General features: G+C 36.8%; 20 protein-coding genes. 3 read left to right on the top strand and 17 right to left on the bottom strand.

Translation table 11 applies throughout. The features are described from left to right. Positions 1-122 precede the first annotated feature (122 nt). The 9 genes from VB691_RS14745 to VB691_RS14785 form a co-directional block, all read right to left on the bottom strand. Positions 123-1,544, bottom strand: a complete 1,422-nt coding sequence (locus VB691_RS14745; RefSeq protein WP_323292267.1) for a type I restriction-modification enzyme R subunit C-terminal domain-containing protein — start codon at positions 1,542-1,544, stop codon at positions 123-125. An 11-nt stretch (positions 1,545-1,555) separates the two neighbouring features. Beyond that, on the bottom strand, positions 1,556-1,837 hold the full coding sequence (locus VB691_RS14750) for a type II toxin-antitoxin system RelE/ParE family toxin (RefSeq protein ID WP_323292268.1): 282 nt from the start codon (positions 1,835-1,837) through the stop codon (positions 1,556-1,558). Further along, on the bottom strand, positions 1,830-2,093 hold the full coding sequence (locus VB691_RS14755; protein WP_323292269.1) for a type II toxin-antitoxin system Phd/YefM family antitoxin: 264 nt from the start codon (positions 2,091-2,093) through the stop codon (positions 1,830-1,832). Before VB691_RS14755 ends, VB691_RS14750 begins: the two co-directional genes overlap by 8 nt. 2 nt (positions 2,094-2,095) lie before the next feature. Continuing rightward, positions 2,096-2,332 carry a DUF2281 domain-containing protein gene (locus tag VB691_RS14760; RefSeq protein WP_323292270.1) on the bottom strand — a complete coding sequence of 79 codons (237 nt, stop codon included), beginning with the start codon at positions 2,330-2,332 and terminating at the stop codon, positions 2,096-2,098. A gap of 101 nt (positions 2,333-2,433) precedes the next feature. Then, entirely contained in the window at positions 2,434-3,660 is a 1,227-nt protein-coding gene (locus VB691_RS14765) for a restriction endonuclease subunit S (protein WP_323292271.1), read from the bottom strand. 258 nt (positions 3,661-3,918) lie between these two features. Then, entirely contained in the window at positions 3,919-4,251 is a 333-nt protein-coding gene (locus VB691_RS14770) for a GIY-YIG nuclease family protein (RefSeq protein WP_323292272.1), read from the bottom strand. A gap of 96 nt (positions 4,252-4,347) precedes the next feature. Beyond that, positions 4,348-5,514 carry an HsdM family class I SAM-dependent methyltransferase gene (locus VB691_RS14775; RefSeq protein ID WP_323292273.1) on the bottom strand — a complete coding sequence of 389 codons (1,167 nt, stop codon included), beginning with the start codon at positions 5,512-5,514 and terminating at the stop codon, positions 4,348-4,350. 9 nt (positions 5,515-5,523) lie between these two features. Then, the gene (locus VB691_RS14780) at positions 5,524-5,853 is read right to left on the bottom strand and encodes a type I restriction-modification system subunit M N-terminal domain-containing protein (protein WP_323292274.1); all 330 of its coding nucleotides are present in this window, start codon (positions 5,851-5,853) and stop codon (positions 5,524-5,526) included. Between the two features lie 90 nt (positions 5,854-5,943). Then, positions 5,944-7,548 carry a hypothetical protein gene (locus tag VB691_RS14785; RefSeq protein ID WP_323292275.1) on the bottom strand — a complete coding sequence of 535 codons (1,605 nt, stop codon included), beginning with the start codon at positions 7,546-7,548 and terminating at the stop codon, positions 5,944-5,946. A 194-nt stretch (positions 7,549-7,742) separates the two neighbouring features. Here VB691_RS14785 and VB691_RS14790 point away from each other — a divergent pair, with 194 nt between their 5' ends. Beyond that, a complete protein-coding gene (locus VB691_RS14790; RefSeq protein WP_323292276.1) occupies positions 7,743-8,531 on the top strand; it encodes a polyprenol monophosphomannose synthase in 789 nt (262 codons plus the stop codon). Between the two features lie 69 nt (positions 8,532-8,600). Here VB691_RS14790 and VB691_RS14795 read toward each other — a convergent pair whose 3' ends face one another. The 3 genes from VB691_RS14795 to VB691_RS14805 form a co-directional block, all read right to left on the bottom strand. Further along, the gene (locus VB691_RS14795) at positions 8,601-9,716 is read right to left on the bottom strand and encodes a DegT/DnrJ/EryC1/StrS family aminotransferase (RefSeq protein ID WP_323292277.1); all 1,116 of its coding nucleotides are present in this window, start codon (positions 9,714-9,716) and stop codon (positions 8,601-8,603) included. 63 nt (positions 9,717-9,779) lie between these two features. Next, positions 9,780-10,244 (bottom strand): hypothetical protein, encoded by a 465-nt coding sequence (locus VB691_RS14800; protein WP_323292278.1) that lies wholly within the window; start codon positions 10,242-10,244, stop codon positions 9,780-9,782. Positions 10,245-10,344: 100 nt separating this feature from the next. Continuing rightward, entirely contained in the window at positions 10,345-12,168 is a 1,824-nt protein-coding gene (locus VB691_RS14805; protein ID WP_323292279.1) for an LA_3751/LA_3752 family putative glycosyltransferase, read from the bottom strand. Positions 12,169-12,221: 53 nt separating this feature from the next. Between VB691_RS14805 and VB691_RS14810 the strand changes: the two genes are divergently transcribed. Beyond that, complete coding sequence (locus tag VB691_RS14810; RefSeq protein ID WP_323292280.1) at positions 12,222-13,172, top strand: hypothetical protein; 951 nt, start codon at positions 12,222-12,224, stop codon at positions 13,170-13,172. Positions 13,173-13,263: 91 nt separating this feature from the next. Here the strand turns inward: VB691_RS14810 and VB691_RS14815 are convergent, their stop codons facing one another. The 3 genes from VB691_RS14815 to VB691_RS14825 form a co-directional block, all read right to left on the bottom strand. Continuing rightward, positions 13,264-13,791 carry a hypothetical protein gene (locus tag VB691_RS14815; protein ID WP_323292281.1) on the bottom strand — a complete coding sequence of 176 codons (528 nt, stop codon included), beginning with the start codon at positions 13,789-13,791 and terminating at the stop codon, positions 13,264-13,266. Positions 13,792-13,829: 38 nt separating this feature from the next. Next, a complete protein-coding gene (locus tag VB691_RS14820; protein WP_323292282.1) occupies positions 13,830-15,215 on the bottom strand; it encodes an AAA family ATPase in 1,386 nt (461 codons plus the stop codon). A 300-nt stretch (positions 15,216-15,515) separates the two neighbouring features. Continuing rightward, positions 15,516-17,855: a molybdopterin-dependent oxidoreductase gene (locus VB691_RS14825; protein WP_323292283.1), complete on the bottom strand. Its 2,340-nt coding sequence runs from the start codon at positions 17,853-17,855 to the stop codon at positions 15,516-15,518. A 492-nt stretch (positions 17,856-18,347) separates the two neighbouring features. Between VB691_RS14825 and VB691_RS14830 the strand changes: the two genes are divergently transcribed. Continuing rightward, the gene (locus tag VB691_RS14830; RefSeq protein ID WP_323292284.1) at positions 18,348-20,954 is read left to right on the top strand and encodes a M10 family metallopeptidase; all 2,607 of its coding nucleotides are present in this window, start codon (positions 18,348-18,350) and stop codon (positions 20,952-20,954) included. A gap of 83 nt (positions 20,955-21,037) precedes the next feature. Here the strand turns inward: VB691_RS14830 and VB691_RS14835 are convergent, their stop codons facing one another. Then, positions 21,038-21,910: a DUF6671 family protein gene (locus VB691_RS14835; RefSeq protein ID WP_323292285.1), complete on the bottom strand. Its 873-nt coding sequence runs from the start codon at positions 21,908-21,910 to the stop codon at positions 21,038-21,040. Between the two features lie 247 nt (positions 21,911-22,157). After that, entirely contained in the window at positions 22,158-23,111 is a 954-nt protein-coding gene (locus VB691_RS14840) for a glycosyltransferase family 2 protein (protein WP_323292286.1), read from the bottom strand. Positions 23,112-23,116: the final 5 nt, after the last annotated feature.

Genomic DNA, 23,116 nt, shown 5'->3' on the forward strand with positions numbered 1-23,116 from the left:
ATTAACAGTCTAGAAGCTTGTACCACAGAGTTTTTTATCAATGGATAATTGATAATGGATAATTGACAATTGACAATTGATAATTAATGTTGAGGGAAGCGATAACTCATCATTCTATTATTTTAACTGGCTTGCTTTTCATCTAAATATAGCCATGCTTGGAAATTAACAAAGACTTCTCTAATTTGCCCAACGTCTCCGAGTTCAGAGATAGCATCATTAATGCTGTGATATTTTAGCTCTAATAATTGGGGTAATTTATCTTGAGCAAGTTCCCTGACACCTTCACGGATATATTGATCTAAGACAAAATCTAAAAATTCCTGTTGTTTACCTGTATAGCGTGAAAAAATTAGACTTTTATGGGCAATGACACGCTCTCGACGACTTAACGGGGGTTTTGCATAGGCAATGAAGGTCAGAACATCAAATACATCGCTATTCTCTGCATCAGCAAGTTTCTGAATAGCGGTCATTTGTTCTTCTCCGTAACCTTTCTCTGCTAAACCTTCTAAGAGTGTGTGACGGGTATCGGGACGACTCCACAAGCGACGTAATTCGATTTCATCTTGGAAAAGGGCGGGAAGTTCGCCATAAAGACGTTTAACAAACGCTGTGGCGGATAAAGGTTTACCGTCTGGACTCCAATAAGTAGTTTGGACGCTATGTTGTAGGGTGCGTTTTTTGCCGTCTGCGAGTTCAATAACGATTTTTTCACGCCGTTGAGGGCCTTCGACTTCGCTCTGTAACTGGAGGACTTCGACTTCGCTCAGTCCTCCAGATCGGGGGGTAATGCCTGTTGGCGGTTCTTGAGGGGGGCCGTCCCATTCGGGATCATTAAATTTTTCGTGGGCCCGAACGAAGTCATAAATAGTAAAGTAGTCTTTCCCTTCAAAAATACGGGTTCCCCTACCTTGAAAAGCAATACAGGTTTTTCCGGTTCCTGTGGCTAGGGTCAGCAACATTCTATCTTGGTTATTGGCGATCGCTTCTAATACTTTGGTAATAGCGTTATGTTGATAGTAGCGAGCTTCCCAGGTTCCGCTTTTGTCTTCAAAGGGAATAGACGAAAAGCGATCGCGCCATTCATTTGTGTTCCCTGCTTGCCCTGCTTGCCCTGAGCCAAGCCGAAGGGAGCCAAGCCGAAGGGAGCTTGTCGAAGGGTAGGTCATGTTCCAGAGTTCTTCTGGGGTGGGATATTGCTCAATATTCTGCTCTTTCCCTGTGAGCATATCTATTTGATAGATTTTTCGTCCGTTGGTGGCGTAGGTGTAACGAACTTGTAGGCGATCGCCGTAATCTTTTGCCTGTTGGACTCCTTCGGTGTAGGGTTCGGTGTCTGCTTTGGCTTCAATGATGCCTAATTTTTGGTTACGGTAAATTAGGACATAATCAGCAAATTTTGACTTAGCGCGTCTTCCTCCCCCAATGAGACGGCCAGGGGCGATGACTTCTCGACGGATGCGACTTTCTTCTATAATACCCCAACCAGCAGCACGGAGGGCGGGATCTATTAATTCGGCTCTAGTATCAGCTTCGTTCATTAATATTCTTATTATTGTGATAAGCGTTCTAGCTTTTTATAGACTTCATCATCATTCCTTTTGGCAACCAGAATTATTTCCACTAAATCATCTTCTGGTTGGTAACTGTAAACAATACGATATTCCCCACTATCCACGCGATAATAATTGGCATAGCCTTTTAATTTCTTACTATCATTAGGCAATGGGTCAATATTGAGCGATAAAGTCTTTTTGGCGATTTGAGCAGCAATTTTCGGTTGTAAGCCCTGTAAAAAGTCTAAAACTGTCTGTAAACCATCCAGTTTAGCCATTAGCTAGTTTTTCTAAAGTAGCTGTAAATTCGTCAGTTCCTACCATTACTGATTTATTAATGGCATTTTCGGCTGCTTTCCCTAAGTTTAAATCTTCTAATTCTTCGAGTCGGGTGATTAGTTGTTGATAGGTATGAGCGGAGATAATGACATGGCTAGGTCTTTTTTGCTTGGTGACTAGCACTGGTTCAATTTGTGCTTGGTCAAAGACTTTCCCATGTTGGTTACGAATTTGGGTTAGGGTGTAACTTTTCATCGCTAACATTTGACTATTTTGTACATTTTAGCAAAATTAGTCATTAATGGTTCATCAAAATCGGTACTAATAGTAATTAAACCTTTAGCACTACCTCGCTGACGGCGTTTTGGTTCATTTATTCTGGTTAGTTTATAAATCGGTTGTGCATTTTTGGTAATAATTATCTCTTGGGTTTCTCTGGATAATTTTTCTAAGATTTCGGGATGTTCTTGAATTTCTTTTAGTTCTATTTTCATATTGTTTGATTATTTGATTAAAGAAATTTAGCTAATTGGCTTGAGGTTTTATTCATTATGAGAATAATAGAGATAAACCGTCAACTATTTTGATTTCTTGGCTAAAGTTTCCCCGTAAATGCTTTTTGTAATATTGATTGTTTCAGTTCTTTTAATGCTTCAATTTTGCGTTTATATATGGTTTCGAGGCGTTGGGTTTCTTCTCTAAGATTATCCAGTTGATTAACAATAGATTTCTGCTTGTGTGATGAAGGAAAACTTAACTTAATTAACGATAATCCGTTCTGATTAAGACTACTAATACTAATGCCACTACCACTTTTTGTTAATTGTTGACGTAATAATTTTGATTTTAAAAAGGAAACAACATAAGGATTATATATATCTTGCTCTCTAATTCTCATTCTAATAGTAAAGCCAGAATAAGATGTTTTTTCGCTAAGTTCATCAGCTAACAAAGAACGTCCTATAAGTTCCTTATTGCCATTTGATCTGACAAAAAGAATATCTCCTTTGTCTAGCCTATCAATTTCTTTTAATTGTCCATCTATAGTGACTGTTTCGAGTTCATCTTCTTGTATCCAAAAATGGTTTTGAAAATCTTTGACTCCAACAATCTTTATAGATTCGCCTTTGCTATTTTTAGTAAAGTTAAGTCCATTTCTAAAATCTGCAATATCCCCTAACTTTTTCTCAACCCAATCATCACCCTTATTAGTAAAAATCGAATTTAAGTAACTTTCAAAGATTTCGCGGGCGTTGGTGAGGTTTTTCTGAGTATTAAGAATCGCTTTATCTATTCCTTCAAATGCTTCATCAAGTATTGTTACTATTCGTTTTTGTTCTTCGAGTGGGGGTAGGGGGATTTTGATATTTTTTATTTTTTGAAGATTAAGATTTTTTTGTCTAACTCCTCGTCTCTGATTTAAAATCATGAGCTTTTTTGAGTGAATTGTATATAAAATAAATCTTAAATCAAAAATATCATCATTTGGTTTAACTCCAGCAATTGCTTGATTAAAAGCAGCATCTCTATCTAAAATTGACATTTTAAGTGCGGCAGTATCATACATACCAATTAATAAAGAACCTTTAGGAAACAGTTTTGCATTTGATTCTTGAAGTCCTTTTTTTGTAATCTTTGCTTTCGATTCTTTAGTATAAAGATCATTTAATTCACCTGAAGAATACCAAGAAATATCACCATTCCAATAGTCTTGTTTTGATTTAAGTGGAGTACCACCGCTTTGAACCTCTGCAATTTCTCCCAGTAATTTTAATAGCCACATGATAACATCCTCTAAAAATTTCCCTGAAACTTTTACCATAATTCTTGTTGTCAATAAAGCCGGACTTCGACTTCGCTCAGTCCTCACAGGGGTGGTTGAGCGGAGCCGAAACCACCCTCCTCACTTGTATTAGGGTGGTTGAGCGAAGTCGAAACCACCCTCCTCACTTGTATTAGGGTGGTTGAGCGGAGCCGGACTTCGGCTTCGCTCAGTCCTCACAGGGGTGGTTGAGCGAAGCCGAAACCACTCCCCTCACTTATATTAGGGTGGTTGAGCGGAGCCGGACTTCGGCTTCGCTCAGTCCTCACAGGGGTGGTTGAGCGGAGCCGAAACCACCCTCCGATAATGAGATTCATTCTGACATTCTGCCAAAATATGAAGTTTATCCCAGTCACCATTCATTAGAGCAAGTTTCTTTTTACGACTCCATCCTTGAACCTGCTTTTCTCGATAAAACGCATCAGCCACATGATCATAATACTCCGCATAAACCAACTTTACAGGCAATCGTTTTTTAGTATGATTTGCCCCTAAACCATTTTGATGTTGCCATAAACGTCGAGGCAAATCCTTTGTACTACCCGTATAGAAAGAACCGTCAGAACATTCAAGAATATACATATAGGGCATTGTAATACTGCCTTTTAGTGTAGTAGATCGGGCTTCGGGCTTCGACTTCGCTCAGTCCTCACAAGGGTGGTTGAGCGGAGTCGAAACCACCCCCTCTTATAACATTCCCGAAATACTTGCTAAAATCTCTGCACTCTCAGCATCTAAAGCCGAAATTTCCTCTAAAATCTCCCAAGGTTCTCTTAAGGGGTCTTCCTCTGGTGCATTAGGATTCTTTACCGATAGATCAAAAGTCTCCCTATCAATATCCGTCACCTCCACAAACCACGACTTATCCGACTCCTTAAACGTCCCTTGAAACGCCACAAACTCCCCTAAGTCATCATCATTAAGGGGGTTTGTCTTCCCTAAACTCCGTCCTATATCTAACTGATAATACCAAACCCGTTCCGTCACCATCGGAAACAGACTTAACTGACCATTTCCATTGTGGTTTTCGACTTCGCTCAAACCACCTTCTAAAGCGTTGTCTAAAGTGTTGTCTAAAGCGTTGTCTAAAGTGTTGTCTAAAGTATTGTCTAAAGCGTGGTCTGAGCGAAGTCGAAGACCACGCTTCTCAAAGAATAACACCACAGTTTTAACCCCTGCACCGATAAAAGTCCCCCCAGGACAATCTAAAATGGTATGGAGATTACAACTGGTTAACAGTTCCTCTCGTAACGCTTTTGACGCATTATCCGCATTAGACAGAAAAGTATTTTTAATAACGATCGCGGCCCTTCCCCCAGGCTTCAACATTTTGATAAAATGCTGTAAAAACAGAAACGCTGTCTCTCCCGTCTTAATAGGGAAAGTTTCCTTAATTTCCTTGCGTTCACTGCCACCAAAAGGCGGATTAGCTAAAATAATATCAAACCTATCGTTGGGCTGAATATCATTAATATTTTCCGTCAAAGTATTAGTATGAATAATATTCGGTGCATCAATACCATGCAGAATCATATTCATAATACCGATAACATAGGCTAAACTTTTCTTTTCCTTCCCGTATAACGTCCCTTTTTGTAACGTTTCCAGTTGTTTAGTCGTTAGCTTCTGTTTGCGTAAATATTCATAAGATTCACAGAGAAACCCTGCCGAACCACAAGCCCCATCATAGATCCTTTCCCCTAGCTGTGGCTTAATCACTTGAATCATAGCGCGAATTAAAGGACGTGGGGTGTAATATTCTCCCCCGTTGCGCCCTGCATTACCCATATTCTTGATTTTTGCCTCATAAAGATGGGAAAGCTCATGTTTTTCATCCTGAGATTGAAAGCGCAACTCATCGATCTAATCTAAGGCATCCCGCAAATTATAACCACTCTGAAACTTATTTTTAATCTCCCCAAAAATCTCACCTATTTTGTATTCTATGGTGTCCGCACTTTCTGCACTTTGCTTAAACTTCTGGAGATAAGGAAACAACCTATCATTAACAAAATCTCTGAGATCATCCCCCGTTAAAGCCACATTATGGTCAATTTTCCCATCTTCTTCCAAATCATCCAAATATTTAAGAAACAATAACCATGAACTTTGTTCTGTGTAGTCTAGTTCAGTGGTGCAACCCGCTTCCCGTCTTAGGGTATCATCAAGATTCTTAAAAGCTTGCTCGAACATGAAAAGTCCAATATATTCCTAAGAAATCATATCATATTTTTATGTATAAAGTGATTAACAGGCTAGAAGCCTGTGTTACTAAGAATTAAGTTAGAAAATTCTTTCTAAGATTAAACTTTCTCCTGGTTTTAATTGTTTAATTTGCTCCGTTAAATCTAACCAAGGTTGCAGTTGTCCCCGTTGAAAAGTACGACTCATGACAACATAAATTGAGGTTTGATCGCAACCTATTCCCGCATCAATAACCTGTTCCCAATTTCCTGACGTTGAAGTAAGTTGATCAGTGATTTTCCATTGTCCATTTTCCCATAATAGGGTGCGAGAAAATTGAAAGGGAGCATCTTTTTTACCTGTAATTAAAATCTTTTGCAGTAGTTTACGAATTACGTTGGGAAAGAAGCGACCAAAACTATACATAACAACTCGTAAAATCATTAAATTAATGGTTGTCATTTGTTTCTGTTTTGCCCATCCTAATACTCCTTGAATTGTGATTTTGTTTGCTTCAATCTCAACTTTATAGCGTTGACTGACCAAGTGAGCAACAGCATTTTTAATCTTGTTATCTTCTTTTACTTGTAAAGAAAACTGTGTATCCGAAACCACTAATTTATCATCTCTAAATAGTTTCAATACACCTCCCTTATTTAAGGCCAAATATAACTCTGTATTCTCCCGTCTATCAATGATTATTCCTCCTTCTTCTAATTGAAAACGTCCTGATGTTCTAGGCTTTATTTCCGGTCTTTCTGAGACAAAATCTCTCCAAGCTAATAAATAATTCCAGGTATGATGTCCAATAATATGATCATCAGCATAACAAGGAGCCAACCCATTTTTTAAACCCGTTAAAAATTTATCATTAATCATTAACGCTTCCGGCAACCATTTACCGACTAATTCAAAGCCATGAGGAAAGAAATTATAAGTATTTCGACTCGTATATTCTCCCCCATAAGAACCGTCAGGATGAACAAATTGAGAAGCTAAAATAACTGCTTTTGCAATGGCATCCTTAAGGCGATTATTGTCAGAATTAAATTCATAAATACGGGCTAAACATGAGATAGTCAAAGTATGATAACCTGGATCACAACCTTCGTATTCTTGAAACCAACCTTCAGGATTTTGCCAAGATAAAACCTGTTCTAATCTTCTGTTTTTTTGTTGATTCCATTGCTCCGTATTTAACAGTCGAGAAAGTAACTCTAAACAAAGCACAATTAAAGCCTGATGATTAGTTAATCTACCACTTTCTTGATGATGAGCTAACCAGTTTGCCCGTTTAACAAAAAAGTCAAGGGCTTGCTGATTATTTAAGCCTAATAATTGATAACTTTCAATAAAAGCTAATAGGGAAAAAGCCGCCGCCCCTCCTGCTCTTTCAAAAGGGAAATAATCATCACAAGAACCGTCAGAATGTGCGCTTTTAGCCGCATACAAAATTCCTGCTTCTACCCAATCTTTAATAATCGGTTGTTTATAAAAAGGATTATTAGGGAGATTAGTATGATAAACTAAAGCCAAAGGATAGACAAATTCTTGAGACATTCCGCTAGGAAAATCAATGATTTTGTATTGCCAAAAATTGCGATCAAAACAGCCATAAGTAGGACTATGAGGGTTACGATCTAGTAAAGTTAAGAGCTTGGGAATTTGTGCGATCGCCTCAGTAGCAAAAAGATCTTTATTCATTAATTTAAGGGTAGTAAAGCTTTAATATTGTACCAATTTATCAGCCCCAAGCTTAGAATTTGTGTCTTACGGAATCATCAGGCTGCTCGAACATAGTTGCTCAATGGGATCTTAAACCCCTAAAATAAGGATAATAATCCTTCGAGTCCCCTCCCATCAACTAAATACCCAAAATAAAGATCCATAAATTAATTATGCTCAACCTCGAAAATATTCCTTCTAACTCCTTAACTTGCACCATCTTACCTACATTTAATGAACGAGATAACATTGTACCCCTGATTGAACGCCTTCTCGCAAGTGTTCCTAGTCCTTATTTAGTGTTAGTAATTGATGATGATTCCCCGGATAGAACTTGGGAAGTTGTAAAAGATTTGATGGTTAAATATCCTTATAGTTCAGATAATTCGACCCCTCAATCTGGTGTTGCTTTAATCCGAAGACTCGAAGAAAAAGGGTTAACTTCTGCTATCCAACGGGGTATTAATGAAGCTATCAATACCTATAATGCGAGGATTATTTCTTGGATGGATTGTGATTTATCAATGCCTCCCGAAGATGTCCCTAAATTGATGAAAGTCATTAAAGAAAATCAGGCTGATGTCGCGGTGGGTTCGCGGTGGGTTGACGAAGGAACCGACATTGCTCACGGGTTGATGGCAAGAGTATTAAGCTGGATTATTAATCACTTTGCGATGTTACTTTTAAGCACAAAAGTTCATGACTACACCAGTGGATTTATTGCTGCTCGCTCCGAAGTTTTAAGTAATATTAAATTACAAGGAGATTATGGAGAATATTGTATTGATTTGTTGTGTCGCGCCGAACGACGAGGCTACAGATTAACAGAAGTTCCTTATGTCTGTGTTCCCCGTACTGCGGGAGAAAGTAAGACAGGGATTAATTTGTGGGATTATTTAAGTAAAGGTCGCAAATATGTAGCAACCATTGTTCAATTAGGATTCAATCGAAAACTGAAGTAAATCTTTGAGTACAATTCAAGTAGGGGGAATTCATGAATTCCCCCTACAGATGGGATCTTTTCCTAAGTCTTAAAATAAAGTTTTAACCCCTTGGACAACTCGATCTAACTGTTCATCTGTTAACCCTAAACCACTGGGAACATAAAACCCTCGGCGGGCTAAACGTTCTGCTACAGGATAAGATTCCCCGGAAAATAGCCCCATTTTGAGGAAAACAGGCTGTTCGTGCATACACCAAAAAAACGGGCGGGTTCCTATGCCTTGCTGTCGTAATTGTTCCATAGCTTCAGTCGCATCAAAAGGAACATCATCGCGCAAAACCACCCCATAAACCCAATAAATACTCTCAGCGTAGTCTGTCTTAACGAGAGGTAATTCTAATTGAGAAATATGGGCCAGTTGTTCAGTATAACGTTGACCCATGCGTCGTTTCTTAGCCACAAATTCCTTCAGTCTTTCTAGTTGCGCCACGCCAACCGCAGCCTGTAAATTTGTAAACCGTAAATTCCAACCTAACTCCTCATGAACAAACCGTTTTTGGGGTTGAAAACACAAATTTCGCAAAGAACGACACCTTTGGGCTAAATTATCATCATCTGTGACGATCATTCCCCCTTCTCCTGTGGTGATGTGCTTGTTAGGATAAAAGCTAAAAGTGCTAATATCCCCAAAACTGCCACAAGGCTTATTTTTATAGGTTTGTCCGTGCATTTCTGCCGCATCTTCGATGATTTTTAGCCCATATTTCTTTGCTAGTTCTAAGATAGGGGTCAGATCGACCGGTAAACCATAAATATGCACCACCATGATCGCTTTTGTCTTGGGGGTGATTTTGGCTTCAATTTGCTCAACATCCATATTCCAGGTGTGGCGATCGCAATCTACCACCACAGGAACTGCCCCGGCCCTGACAATAGCCGCACCACAGGAGATAATGGTAAAGGTAGGTAAAATGACCTCATCCCCTGGTTGAATGTCTAAGGCCACAACCGCCGCATCTAGGGCTACAGAACCATTAGAGACTGCGATCGCCTGTTTTCTGCCGACAGTTTGGGCAAATTTTTCCTCAAATTGTTTGACAAATGGCCCTTCTGAAGATATCCAACCTGTGTCAATACATTCGTTGAGATATTTTTTTTCGTTACCATTAAGTAGCGGTTCATTAACGGGAATAAAGTCTACCATATTTATATTATCTAAATCGTTTTGATTGCACTTTAAACAGGCTATTTAACAACAGTTTAAAGCTTAACTTTCTGGTTTTACCCTTGCTTCTGTACCATCAATTCCTGAAAAACGAACTTTATCTTCATTTCCCACATAAGGCCCTTGTTTAACTTCGATCATTTCTAACTCCTCTAATACTTCAAACCCATGGCCCCCTTTAATGAGAAGAATAACATCTCCCCCTTTTAAGACACGACTTTCTAAATATTCTTGTTCGTCATTATAAAAATCAACCCGCAGTTTTCCTTTTTTGATTAACAAAACTTCTTGGGTATAAAACACTTCACGGCGCACTTGTTTATGAATATGGGGTTGAATAGATTTTCCTTTAGGATGTTTCATGTAAGCAAGTTGCTGAGAAAAGCTATCGGGAGTAAAAAAATTAATTCCTGGTTCACGAAATTCGGCCGGCAGAATAATGGCTAATACTTGATTATTATAGGTAATCTCTTCAATCATGGTTTTGGCGTTGGTTTCTTGGATCATGGTTCTATTTTAAAATGATAGGTCAAGTTAGAAATACTATCAGTTTATCTTATTACTGTCAAATCAGGAAAGGTTTTTTGAGAAGGTTTTTGACAATTTTTTACTGAGTTGTCTTATTCTCTACAATTATTTTAGTTTCGTACATGGGATATTTACCGATTTTGCCTAACTCTTTGGCTTCAATTTTAACCTCTTGATTCCCGTCTGTCAATTGCCAATTATTGGCCATGATTTCTGGAATTGTGCATTTACGGAAAGGATAGCAAACATAGACAAATCCCAATTGATTATGGTTAACTAATGCCTTGACTAATTCCCTTAAACTTTTTTCATCATCTACTCGAAAAAATAGCTTATCTTTGCCTAACGGTGACTCTAATAATTGGGCAGCATATTGATGAGAAACAACAATCACCTGATTCTTATTTTCTCGTAATTTTTCAATAGCAGGTTCAACCCCTTGATGGGTATTATCAAAAAATAAAGTCCCTTCATATAGGTTTTTATGAAGTCCCATAATTAGGAAAATTGAGAATAGAAATAAACTAAAATATCCTATTAATGGTTGAGATTGTTTTCGGATTAAACTTAATTGTTCTACGGCTAAAAATGAGAAGAATGGCAGTAAAATCAATAAATATCTAACCCCCCATTGTTTCCCTCCTACGGCAATTTCATCGGAACCTGAATCAACTAATAAGGCAACTCCGATGGTAAAAATTAAACCTATCCCATAAAAAAGAGCCATTTTTGCCTGGAATTGTAGATCTAATTTGCTAATAAAATATGTCCAAACAAAACACAATAGAACTAAAATACCCCAAGTTTTTATAAATATTTTCAAACTAGGTAAGCCGCCTATTACTATGATTAATACACTGCCTAAAATAGCTATAAATGCTAAAACTAAGATGGGTATTTTATTATTGTTTTTAGGAGAAACTTTATTAACAATAACAGCCAGTAAATATAAAACAGTAAATAAAGCAATGGGGAAATAAACAAAAAAATCAATACTAATTTCTTGAAAGCTTTCCCAAGCTTCCTTTAGTCTTCTTGCTAAAGAAAATTCTTCAACAATTTGTAAAGCATGAATCCCCAAAAAATTGCCATAAACCAGCCTATTACTGACGAAAAATAAACCAACCGTAGCAAACATACTAACCCCAAATCCCAGAGCATTATTAAGAGAAAATGTCAAGGAATTTAGCTTAAATTTATCCCGTATATTTTGCAAAGGTTGATAATTTACAATGGTTAAAATGCCTACAAAAAAAGCTAAAGTAACAACCATGGCCAAAAATTCAGAACGAACCCAAGCTGATAGTCCCACAAAAAATCCGCCAAGAATAGCCTCCCAAAAAGATAAATTTGCTGATTCTTTGGGAATAAGTAACAGCGTCATACCAATAAAACATAAGGAAACGGCCAAACTATGTTCCCAATACATCCCACTATATAAAGTTAAATTTGAGGCAAAAATTAAACCAAATAAAGCCAGATTTTGAGTGAAACCATCAAACCGTAAACGACGACACCCCAAATAAAAAGTGAGCCAAATAAACCAAGTTGCCACCAAAGGAATAATATAGAGTCCCCGATAACCAAATAAAGCATAAAAAGGGGCAGTTACTAAAGAGAAAGGAAAGGGAAACGTAATATAATACTTATCTTCAATATGATAAACAAAAGGTTCTTCATAGGGATATAAACCCTGATTCCACAGTTGACGAACCCAGTCAATATCGGGAGGCACTAAATCAATACGCCATATTCCTGAACTTAATTGTTGCGCTAATAAAGCCTTAAGTCCCCCATCTCCACTAAAATAAACATCATCAGGAATTAACCAGACTAAATACAAGGAAAACAATACTCCAGCACCGATAATGACCCAAGAAAGTTGATGGCTAATTATCTTCATTAAACGGCCCTAATTCGCTAAACTTAAACAATGGTACATTATATTATAGGCTTATGTGGAAAGGTTTAAAACTTGCACCTTGGGCGATCGCCGCCGGAACAGCTTGGTCTTTAGGATTTATTTATAATGTGTATTACGGTGGGGAATTAAGCTGGTTACGGGGGATGTATTTTGAAAAAATGGCCCTCGCTGCACAAGTTCAAACCTCCCCCAGATTAATCATTTTAGGGGGATCAGGGGCCCATCATTCGATTAATTCTGAGGTATTGGAACAAAAACTAGGCATCCCCGTTCTTAATATGGGATTAGATGGCCCAGTCGGACTTAATGTCATTCTGCCTAGCATTCTCGAAGCAGTGCGTCCAGGGGATATTGTGCTGTTAATTCCTGAAGACTTGATTTTGCTTGATGAGGATGGTTTGCTCGAACGTTCAGCCCCTTTTGGCATTGCCACAGGAAAACCTGGACTCGGAGGCGTTCCCCCGCAAGCATTAGTGGAAAACTTCTGGTTACAAGGGGTTCCTACCCTGAGAGCTATTACCAAATCTACGGTAGACTTGGTAGAAAAGGGTCGTATGACGGGATATTATTCCGATCCTTTGACTTCTCATGGCGATCCCACTACAGTCAAATATCGTAAGGGTAAATGGTGGCAATGGAAAATTCATGAATCAATTTCTCCCCATGCAGTTAAGCGAATTACTCAATTTCGTCAAGAAGTTGCAGCCAAGGACGCAACCTTGATTTTATCTTTGCCTTGGGTTTATGCCAGTAAGGATGAGAAAACCGTCGGCAATATGCAAAAAATTTCCCAAGAACTGAGCAAAATTGCTCCACTTGTTTATGATAAAACTGACTATAATTTGAAAACTGATTCTAGTCTATTTGCTGATACCCATCATCATCTTGTTCTTGAAGCAAGGACGATGAGATCCCAACAATTAGCTGAACAATTAAAGCCTGTTCTCAAAGAGTTACAAGTTTTACCAAATGACACTAATTAATCACAATATTAACAGCTTATATTTGTTTAAGGTTATCACAGATTCGTAGGGGTAAAATAGAGTATTTTACCCATTAACTGTTAAACATAATTTATGGCAATTTGCCAATTAATTTGTTAAATACAAAAGTATTTTGATAAGCAATTTTTAACATATTTTCGGGATGATTATGAATTTTAGGCTCTTTTTTTTCTCTAGTTGACTTTTTGTTAACTAAAATCTGTTTAACACTAACAAACCGATATTGATATCCATTCAGAAAACTAGAGTGACCCCAAAATGACTTACCAATCTCTTTACAATAATAGACCAAACATTCTGCCCCTTTGAGTTGTTTAATCACATCTTTTTCAATAGCTTTACCTGCTTTCATTTCAATAATAATAATAAATTTTCCCGTGTTTTCATTAGAAATAATAATATAATCAGCCCTTTTACACTCCCCTTTGTTTCCTTTAAAGATTGTTTTAGGTGACTCAAATTTTTCTGGATCAATAACAATGGTATTTTCAGGAATATCTCTAATAGTTATCTTATATTGACCTTGATGTTCAGGCAAAATAACTTGCTTTTTTCCGTAATTATCGGTCAATTTAATCCTTGCTTCATCTTTAATCATCTCATCAAGAATATTCAAATCATGGGAACTATATACCATTATTCCTCTCCCCAGATGATTGCTTCTTGAATGCGGTTCATTGTTTCAATTGCTGTATCAAAACTTGGAACCTCAATTCCTAAATCTGGGGTGATATTTGCCTCTATAATAGTGTGACAACGAGTTCTTTTTTTATGACCATCTAATTTTACTAATGTACGTTCAGCTACATAAACTTTAACTTGATTAGTTGTTAAGAATTCTTCTTCTTTATAACCTTCTTTTTCTGCAATTTCTTTAAGATAAGATTTATCTTTATTAAGCATGATGAGGGTGTTTAACTCTTTTATAATGTAATCGCTATGAGTGGTAATAAAAATTTTAATACCAAGATTAACCAACCTTGCTAATAGTCTTGCAACTCTCCGTTGATTTTCTGGATGTAAATTTAATTCTGGTTCATCTATGATTAATAAATCTCCTTTTTGTGCTTGATGTTTAATATAAAAACCAATATCTAATAAGGAACGAACTGCGCTAGAACTTTCATCCATTGAAAGTCTTATTTTTTTACCTTTTGGAACATAATAAAGTTCATCAGTTGAAGTAACTAAATAACTTCCTCCTATAATATCTGTAAAATCTTTGATTAATTCAGGATATTCATTAAGGATAAAACTTTTTCGTTTGGCAATTGATTCTATTTTTCTAGTGAATTCTACATTACTTTTTATGGGTAAAGCATAATCATCATAACCTTTTGATAAAAGTTCAAGTGGATTAATATCTTTATCAGTTTGACTAATTTCTTCCAGTAAGCGGTTACGAGCAAAATTTAGTTCTTTGCGAAAAATTGCTGTTCCTGTTCTTTCTGCACTAGCAATAAAGGGACGAGGAAGAAATGGTGAAAAAACTATCTCTTTAATCGCATCACTAATTATTTTTTTTATAACTTTCTTAGGTAATCCAATATTTTTATCTTCTGATAAAAGATTAACAATTAAATCGGTATCTTCGGCATTTTTAGAAATAAAAAATAATTCTGTAGTTGCTGTACTAATAGACTGTTTATGACCTTGATCTAATTTGTTGTCATTGACATCAAGTTCAATTCTAAATTCTGTTGTTTGAAAATAGTCTTCTGAAGAAGCGAAAACTTTCGGCAATAATTCAGTATAGTTCTCACAAGCTTTAGCTATAATTGTATTAATTCTGTCCAAATATTCTAACAAGTTAATTGTAATTGTTCCTTTATCTAATAAAGTGTCTATTTCTTGATCACTAATCTCAATAGAAAATGTTTCTTCCCACAAGAGAAGAAAACCAAATAAGGCATAAGTTGCGTAAGTTTTTCCCGTATTATTTCCACCGCAAATGATTGTTAGATCCCCTAACGAAAACTCTGCTTGTTTTAGAACTCCAAGATTTTTGACTTTTACCTTCAATCTGTTGCTCCTTTTGGTCTTACCCTCAAGTATTTGATTCTAAATCATTTTGACCTTAAGGTACAGCATAAACCAACACAAGCAACCCGCTTCTCTAATCAACTTAATAAAATCATTAATGAATAGGGATTGACAAATTCCGCCCCATAGCGATAAAATGTAAAAAGTAAGCTTCATAATCGGAATCTGTGCCATTTCAAAATTTGAGAGTATATTTCCATTGTGATAAATATTTCATTATTTAGAATAAAACAAATATAGGCAGTTTGTCAACCCCAAAAATTTTCTTTGTTGTACAAATCATGAAACAGCGTAAACCAAGACGGGGACTCGTTTATAAGCAGGAGTTTGCGATCGCTGATCAAGATGAGCTTTCATTAAAATATTAGCTTCAGGATAAAACATCAAAGCGGCCCCTTTTCTGATAGCACCATAAATAATTTCAATATTATCTAATTGTCCCCCATCTCCTCGCACTGTAACCCGTTGATGATTGGTTAAACCTGCTTTTTCCACATCATCAGGGTGCATTAAAATACAATGACGATGAGGCATACCTCGATAGGGATCATCATTATGATAAACTACCGTATTATGTTGACGATAACTGCGCCCTGTAATTAAAGCAACCACCACCCCAGAAAAGGGCATAGAAACGCCAAAATCTTGCGGTTGCGGTAAAGTAATGATAGGTAAAGGTGTTTCCTGCATCATGGCTTTTCCTGACGCTGTGGGGAACTTTGGTTCTGTAAAAATGCGTCCTGAAATAGTAAATTCCTGTTTTGTTTCATCTATCTCCCCAATTTTTTCATAACCTGGGATAGTTTTAGAAATAAGTTGACGCACATAGCGAGTATCTTGTAACTTACGCCAATTTACGGGACTATCTCCCAATAAACGATGGGCTAATTCTGTGATAAAATCCACTTCTGAGACTAAATCTGCATCTTTTAAGTGAGTCTTCCCCTCATCATTCAACCTCACAAAATTGTTACCAGATTCTACAGTAGTTTTATGGGGGTTTTCAAACCTAGTATAAACCGGAAGAATTAAAGTATTTTGTTGCGCGAGTCCATGAAAATGACCTAAATTGGGTTTAGTAGAGAGATAGATAACCGTTTCAATGTTTCCTAAAGCGCGTTTTGCTTGGGTTAAGTCGGGGTTTGCTCCATAAAGATTTCCCCCTAAACATAACAATGTATCCACCTTGTTTGTATCTGCTGCATCTATAAGCGATCGCGCATCATAACCAGGAATACGATTAAAGCTTCGACTACGCTCAGCTTTAACGTCGAGCGGCTTGCCCTGAGCCAAGTCGAAGGGAGTCGAGACGTTAAGCGATCGCCCTAACAACCTTTCCAATGCTTCTTGTATGTCTTGTCGCAGGTTGTTTGTCACTCCCATTGATCCGAAACCCTGCACATTAGAATGGCCACGAATAGGCATTAACCCCGCCCCTAATTTTCCCACATTTCCAGTCATTAAGGCAGTATTAGCAATACTAAAAATGCTTTCCACACCATGTAACTGTTGAGTTATTCCCATGGCCCAAGCAAACACTACTCCTTGTGCTTTACTGATAAGAGTTGCAGCAGTTTCGATGTCTTGTTTAGAAACACCGCAAGTCTCTGTAATAGTCTCCCAGGAAGTTGCTTGAGACTGTTGTATGACAGTTTGCCAATTTTCTGTATAATTTTCTAAGAAATCTTGTTTAATTAAACCTCTTTCTATCAAAGATTTTTGTATCCCGATAAACAGGGCCAAATCACTTCCAGGATGAGGTTTTAAGAATAAAGAAGCAATATTTGATCCAGAGATGAGAGACTTAAGAGGAAAAGCAGGAGAAGCAAACTTAACTAACCCCACTTCTTCCACTGGGTTAATAACAATTACTGTCCCCCCGCGATCGCGTAATTTTATCAATTCATTCATCAAACGGGGATGATTTGCGGGTGCATTAGAACCCACTAAAACCACACAATCTGACTGTTGTAAGCTTGCTAAACTAACAAGAGATGTTGCTGTACCAAACACCGTTTTTAACCCCACTGCTGAGGCACGATGACACAAATCAGAACAGTCTGCTAAGTTATTAGAACCCAGCGATCGCATCATCAACTGTAACAAAAAAGCTGCTTCATTTGATGAACGTCCCGAACTATAAGAAGCAATGCGATCGGCCGGTTTACAAAAGGATTTTTCTACTATATCATAGACTTGATTCCAGCTAATACGTTCATAATAAGACTTCCCTGACTTTAAAATCACAGGAAAGCTCAAGCGTCCCAATTTATCTGCTTCTTGTGAGGTTAATTGTTGTAATGCTTCGAGAGAATGGTGTTCAAAGAAATGGGGTTTAATTCCTGGTTGAATTTCTGCGGAAATTGCTTCAACACTCTTGAAGCAACGTTGTAGGGTTTCTCCTACCTCATTGGTGAAACCGCCTTTTTGTCCTCCCGTTCCCCAAGCACAAGATAAACAAGCACTTTTGTGGAGTAGTGTTTTCCAAAGTTGGGGGCCTTCAGGGGAAATAGTATGACTGGCCCAGTCTTTAATTAAGGGTAAACCACCCCCCATTTTTTTGCCAGGATTGGCTATTTTTTGATCTTCTGTTGGCTGAAATTGGTTGGTATTTTCCATGTTAATTCAATTGAGTTAGTCCTTGGGGCTTTAGCCTTAAAAGAAACCTTGAAATGCTTACAAGCAACGTAATAATGTTGATATTTTAACCGAGAGCGGACTGCTATAGACACTTTTTTCTCATATAATCTTGACAATTAAGCTATAACATACTATATATTTAGGGGGTTATATTCTACTAAGTTAGGGAGGAAATTACAACTTATTCTTTATTAGCCTTTATTATAACCAGAGAGAAAAAAAACAAAGCCTTGACGTTTTTTTTACTTTCCGGTGCTAAATTTTAAAATGAAGATATATAATTATCTTCGTGGCAAATCTTGTCTCAATTATTTGTAAGCTGTTAAGCATTTAAACAGCGTATTTCTAAGCCTAAAACCCTTTAGTGGCTTAGATACTCTAGAAATTTGAATACTTAACACCTTAGCAATAAGCAAGGGTTTGTCCTGTCTAATTGCCCTATTACTTATCAAAAAACAGAAAAAATTAAGCATGAACAATCCACCAATTGACACTATTTTATCCGGTTATCGATGGTCAGTATCCAGTGACCGAAAGATTACTTATAGCTTCTATGAAAATGACGTTTTTAATGGTTCATATTATGGATATGAGAAAGGAGTAAAAGAAGTTAGTAATGCTGTCAAAAATAATGTCAGAAACATTATGAGTTGGCTAGAAACTGTCATTAATATTGATTTTGTAGAAGTGACAGAAAAAAAGAATACCTTCGGTCAAATCCGTTTTATGGATTCTGATACTCCATCTTATGCTTATGCTAATTCTCCCTTTTATTCAGGAGTTGGAATACCATCAAATCCAGTAAGTCTTCATACATCAGGAGATGTTTATTTTAGAACCAGCTTTGATCGTTTAGGAGATACTAATGGTTTTCAAAATCAGGCAGGAAAGCATGGTTATATGACTATTATTCATGAATTAGGTCATGCTTTAGGATTAAAACATACTCATGATGGAGGCTTAGATGCAGCTTTAGATAACACTGATAACTCAGTAATGACTTACAATTTCACGGGGAATCCTGCGGGAACTTATATGCCCCTAGATATTAAAGCATTACAGAGTTTATATGGGGCTAAAGCCTATAATACTGGGGACAATACTTATGTTTTTGGTAGTTACATTGATCAATTTACTGTTAACGGAATTTCACCCTTAACTACTGCTAACAGAACCAAACAAACAATTTGGGATTCAGGGGGGAAAGATACCCTAGATTTTTCGGGATTAATCTATCAAAGTAGCGGATTTTCTCTCAACTTAAACCCTGGTGGTCTTCTTAGTCCAACTTACACAAATACTACGACTTATTCTACCGCGATCGCCTATGATGTGACCATAGAAAATGTAATAAATTCTAGCAGTAATGATAAAATTTATCTCAATAGTGGTGCGAATACTATTAGTGGATATCTGACCAGTAAAACGACAGGCAGTGATATTATCTACGATGGAGACAGTCAAGATACACTGAAGCTAGACTATACAATTGCTGAGGTTACTAAAACCCAAAGTGGCCAAGATCTGATTTTAGGGTTAGGCGGTAATGGTTCAATTAAGTTAGTAAATTATTATCTTAATCCTAATAATCAGATCAATATTATTTACAGTGACAATATTCCTAACAATAGTGATGGTGGCAGCAATGATGGTGGCAGCAATGATGGTGGCAGCAATAACCAACTTGTCGTAGAATTGTACGGACAACCCCAAACAACTTCTCTACAATCCTATGGTAATGCTTCTATCTCAAATGGCAAAATTCAGACTCAAGATACAGCCCAGGCTATTGTTACCTATTCATCTGATAGTAACGAGGTACAAATTCAAAACAATGGATGGAAAAATTTGTTCCTTGGTGATTACAATATTTCGGCCAATACCATCTTAACTTTTGAGTTCAAAAGTACGAAAGAAGGAGAAATTCAAGGAATTGGTTTTGATAATAACGATAATGTTTTTGATAATACAAATGCACTTTTTCAACTCTATGGTACTCAAACCTGGGGAAATCAAGCTTTTAATAATTACCAGGCTAGTGATGATTGGAAAACCTATACTATCAATGTGGGGAACTATATTACCGGAATTTATGATCGTTTAGCTTTTATTAATGATGATGATATGAACGTTTCTAGTTCCGGCCAATTTCGTAGTATTAAACTTTATAACCTCAATGAATTGGCTATAACAGTTAACGGAACTCACAAATCAGATTCCCTGGAATCCTATGGTAATGCTTCTATCTTAAATGGCAAAATTCAGACTCAAGATAGACCCCAATCTGTTGTTACCTATTCATCTAATAGTAACGAGGTACAAATTCAAAACAATGGATGGAAAAAATTTAACCTTGGTAATTACAATATTACGGCCAATACCATCTTAACTTTTGAGTTCAAAAGTACGAAAGAAGGAGAAATTCAAGGAATTGGTTTTGATAATAACGATAATGTTTTTGATAATACAAATGCACTTTTTCAACTCTATGGTACTCAAACCTGGGGAAATCAAGCTTTTAATAATTACCAGGCTAGTGATGATTGGAAAACCTATACTATCAATGTGGGGAACTATATTACCGGAATTTATGATCGTTTAGCTTTCATTAATGATGATGATATGAACGTTTCTAGTTCCGGCCAATTTCGTAACATTGAGATTTTTGAAAGTGGCAGTAATAGTATCCCTGCCAACAATATTTTAGCAACAACAGATACTAACACTGAGATCAGTAGTCAAAATGTTTTGACAGATCTTGATTTAACAGGTATTGCCAAAGATCAACCATTAGTCGGACAAGAAGCATTAGTCAAGCAAGAAAACAGCATCTCAGCCCTAAATAATTTGGACTTAGAGAACAAAAATAAGGCCGGCTATAATCAGACTCTATCTCAAGATACTACACTGATTCAAGGGTTGAATATTCAAACTGATGTCGAGCCAACTAATAGCGATCAAACTTTCCCTGATATAATATCTTTGGGACGAAGCGACCTTAATAGCAGTTCTATTTTCGATCAACAAGACAACAATAATGGTTTAATTGTTGGTGTTACAGGGGATAATGTGCATTAGGTGGTTAAGCTAGAGCAATGTCCTAGCAGAAGTCAGTAGGGGCGGGGTTTTTACTAAGATCTTGCACAAACCCGCCCGCAATACTAAGGATTACAATATTGACAATAAGTGGGATCGGCGGTTTTTATCCCATTAGGAAATAATTTTTCTTCGACAAAATTACAGCGTTGACAATGATAAATATGTAATAAAATTGATTCTGTAGGAAAGGAACATAAACCACAGGGTAAACCTGGTTTACTTTCTTTAATATTAAACCCTGGACAAGCACATTCAGGACATTGTTGATAAATGATTTTTACTAAATTTTGAGTTGCTTTTTCAATTACTTTCATGCGTTTTGGGTTAACCATTGCTCTCATATCTGTTTCAAGATGAATAGTCTGATTTAGTGATTCATTTAAAGCATTTTCTACTATCTCAATTAATTGACTTTGCTCAGTAATTCCTTTATAAATATGTTGTTTATCTGTAGTATTAGCAGTTAACATCACTACTAAACCATGTTCAGGAAAACCTACTTTTTCAGCAAATTCTAATGCTTCTTGAACATTTTTGATTTTTTGATGACTGTGATTAGTTTCTAAGGATATTTCCAGGGCAATAATCTCTAAATTATGTTCTAAATCTAATAATAAAACAATTTCCCGATCGCAGGAAACAAAGGGAAAAGCAGGATGAGGTATAAAACTGCCTTCACTGGCGATCGCTAACTTTTCTCCTGTCATTTCTAAGGCTTTTTGTGCTTTATATCTTGCGGCTTCAATTTGTGTCCCTAAGCGTTTAATATCACGGGTAAATGTGCCAAATTCATCTGTATTAAACTGTTTAGGTACTTGAATATTAACCCCTAATTGTGTTTCAAGAATTGGGGCGATAACTTTCTCTTTTTCGTGCATTGTTGCTATCACTAAATAGCGATTATTAAACCAGGATTTAATTGATTTTTGCTGCATTTTTAACTCCTATCAATGTTATTATAATTATACTAGAGAGGGCGGGTTTATTTAACTTATTTGTGGGAATGAGAGATTTTGTAGGGGAGGTTTTATTTACAACAGTTTGCGAGTCAATATGATACATAAACCCTAGGGGCATGGCATCAGTAAGCTTACTCTGAAAACCATCAACTTATTGTCGCCATGCCCTTACAAATTAATGGTGTACTTTCATCAAAAACCCGCCCCTAGGGTTTATTGTGCCTTATTTTTCCAAATCTTGACGACGTAACCTTAACTGAATATCTTCTAATAATTTACGATTAACTGCCATTAAATCAGCAATTAAACCAAACATCCATAATTGAAAACCAATTAATATTAAAATCGCCGCTAAAATCAAACTAGGAACCCTTGCTTTTTCAGGACTATTGCCAAACATCCCCCAATATAATAATAGCCAACGGAGACATAATAAAAACCCAGCGGTAAATGGAAAACTCCCCAGAATAGTAAAAAACCGGAGAGGTTTATAGGTCATAAAAATGCGAATAATGGTTAAAATTGAGCGACGAATATAAGCAGGAATACTTTTAACCAAACGAGAAGGGCGTAAAAATTCATTAGTACGAATGGGAACCGAAATAATTAACATTCCCTTTTGTCCAGCTTGAATAATTGTCTCTAATGTATAAGTATATTCACTAAAAACATTCATTTGTAAAGCTGCATTACGACTAATAGCACGAAACCCACTCGGTGCATCAGGAATATTAGTATTACTGGCAATTCTTACCACCAAACTGCCCAATTTTTGTAGAAACTTTTTCGCAGGAGAAAAATGTTTAATATCTTGAATTGGACGGGAACCGATGACAATTTCTGCCTCTCCTCTTAGGATAGGTTCAATTAATTTAGGGATATCTGCGGCACAATATTGATTATCGGCATCTGTATTAACAATAATATCAGCCCCTTGTTTTAAACAAGCTTCAATACCCGCCATAAACCCTTTAGCTAACCCTTGGTTATGGTCAAAATTAACGATATGATCAACCCCACAAGCCTTGGCGACTTCAACAGTTTGATCGAGACTACCATCATTAATAATTAACCATTCTACCCTGTCAATTCCTGGTATTTCACGGGGCAATTCAGATAAAGTTAATCCGAGGGTTGCTTCTTCGTTATAACAAGGAATTTGAATAATCAGTTTCATGCGAT

It is taken from the genome of Crocosphaera sp. XPORK-15E, from assembly GCF_034931425.1.
Taxonomy (GTDB): Bacteria; Cyanobacteriota; Cyanobacteriia; order Cyanobacteriales; family Microcystaceae; genus UHCC-0190.

Bases quoted from the DNA above. Each gene is read 5' to 3' on its own strand.
- VB691_RS14745 (WP_323292267.1), bottom strand. From the start codon at position 1,544: ATGAACGAAGCTGATACTAGAGCCGAATTAATAGATCCCGCCCTCCGT.
- VB691_RS14750 (WP_323292268.1), bottom strand. From the start codon at position 1,837: ATGGCTAAACTGGATGGTTTACAGACAGTTTTAGACTTTTTACAGGGC.
- VB691_RS14755 (WP_323292269.1), bottom strand. From the start codon at position 2,093: ATGAAAAGTTACACCCTAACCCAAATTCGTAACCAACATGGGAAAGTC.
- VB691_RS14760 (WP_323292270.1), bottom strand. From the start codon at position 2,332: ATGAAAATAGAACTAAAAGAAATTCAAGAACATCCCGAAATCTTAGAA.
- VB691_RS14765 (WP_323292271.1), bottom strand. From the start codon at position 3,660: ATGGTAAAAGTTTCAGGGAAATTTTTAGAGGATGTTATCATGTGGCTA.
- VB691_RS14770 (WP_323292272.1), bottom strand. From the start codon at position 4,251: ATGCCCTATATGTATATTCTTGAATGTTCTGACGGTTCTTTCTATACG.
- VB691_RS14780 (WP_323292274.1), bottom strand. From the start codon at position 5,853: ATGTTCGAGCAAGCTTTTAAGAATCTTGATGATACCCTAAGACGGGAA.
- VB691_RS14785 (WP_323292275.1), bottom strand. From the start codon at position 7,548: ATGAATAAAGATCTTTTTGCTACTGAGGCGATCGCACAAATTCCCAAG.
- VB691_RS14790 (WP_323292276.1), top strand. From the start codon at position 7,743: ATGCTCAACCTCGAAAATATTCCTTCTAACTCCTTAACTTGCACCATC.
- VB691_RS14795 (WP_323292277.1), bottom strand. From the start codon at position 9,716: ATGGTAGACTTTATTCCCGTTAATGAACCGCTACTTAATGGTAACGAA.
- VB691_RS14800 (WP_323292278.1), bottom strand. From the start codon at position 10,244: ATGATCCAAGAAACCAACGCCAAAACCATGATTGAAGAGATTACCTAT.
- VB691_RS14805 (WP_323292279.1), bottom strand. From the start codon at position 12,168: ATGAAGATAATTAGCCATCAACTTTCTTGGGTCATTATCGGTGCTGGA.
- VB691_RS14810 (WP_323292280.1), top strand. From the start codon at position 12,222: ATGTGGAAAGGTTTAAAACTTGCACCTTGGGCGATCGCCGCCGGAACA.
- VB691_RS14815 (WP_323292281.1), bottom strand. From the start codon at position 13,791: ATGATTAAAGATGAAGCAAGGATTAAATTGACCGATAATTACGGAAAA.
- VB691_RS14825 (WP_323292283.1), bottom strand. From the start codon at position 17,855: ATGGAAAATACCAACCAATTTCAGCCAACAGAAGATCAAAAAATAGCC.
- VB691_RS14830 (WP_323292284.1), top strand. From the start codon at position 18,348: ATGAACAATCCACCAATTGACACTATTTTATCCGGTTATCGATGGTCA.
- VB691_RS14835 (WP_323292285.1), bottom strand. From the start codon at position 21,910: ATGCAGCAAAAATCAATTAAATCCTGGTTTAATAATCGCTATTTAGTG.
- VB691_RS14840 (WP_323292286.1), bottom strand. From the start codon at position 23,111: ATGAAACTGATTATTCAAATTCCTTGTTATAACGAAGAAGCAACCCTC.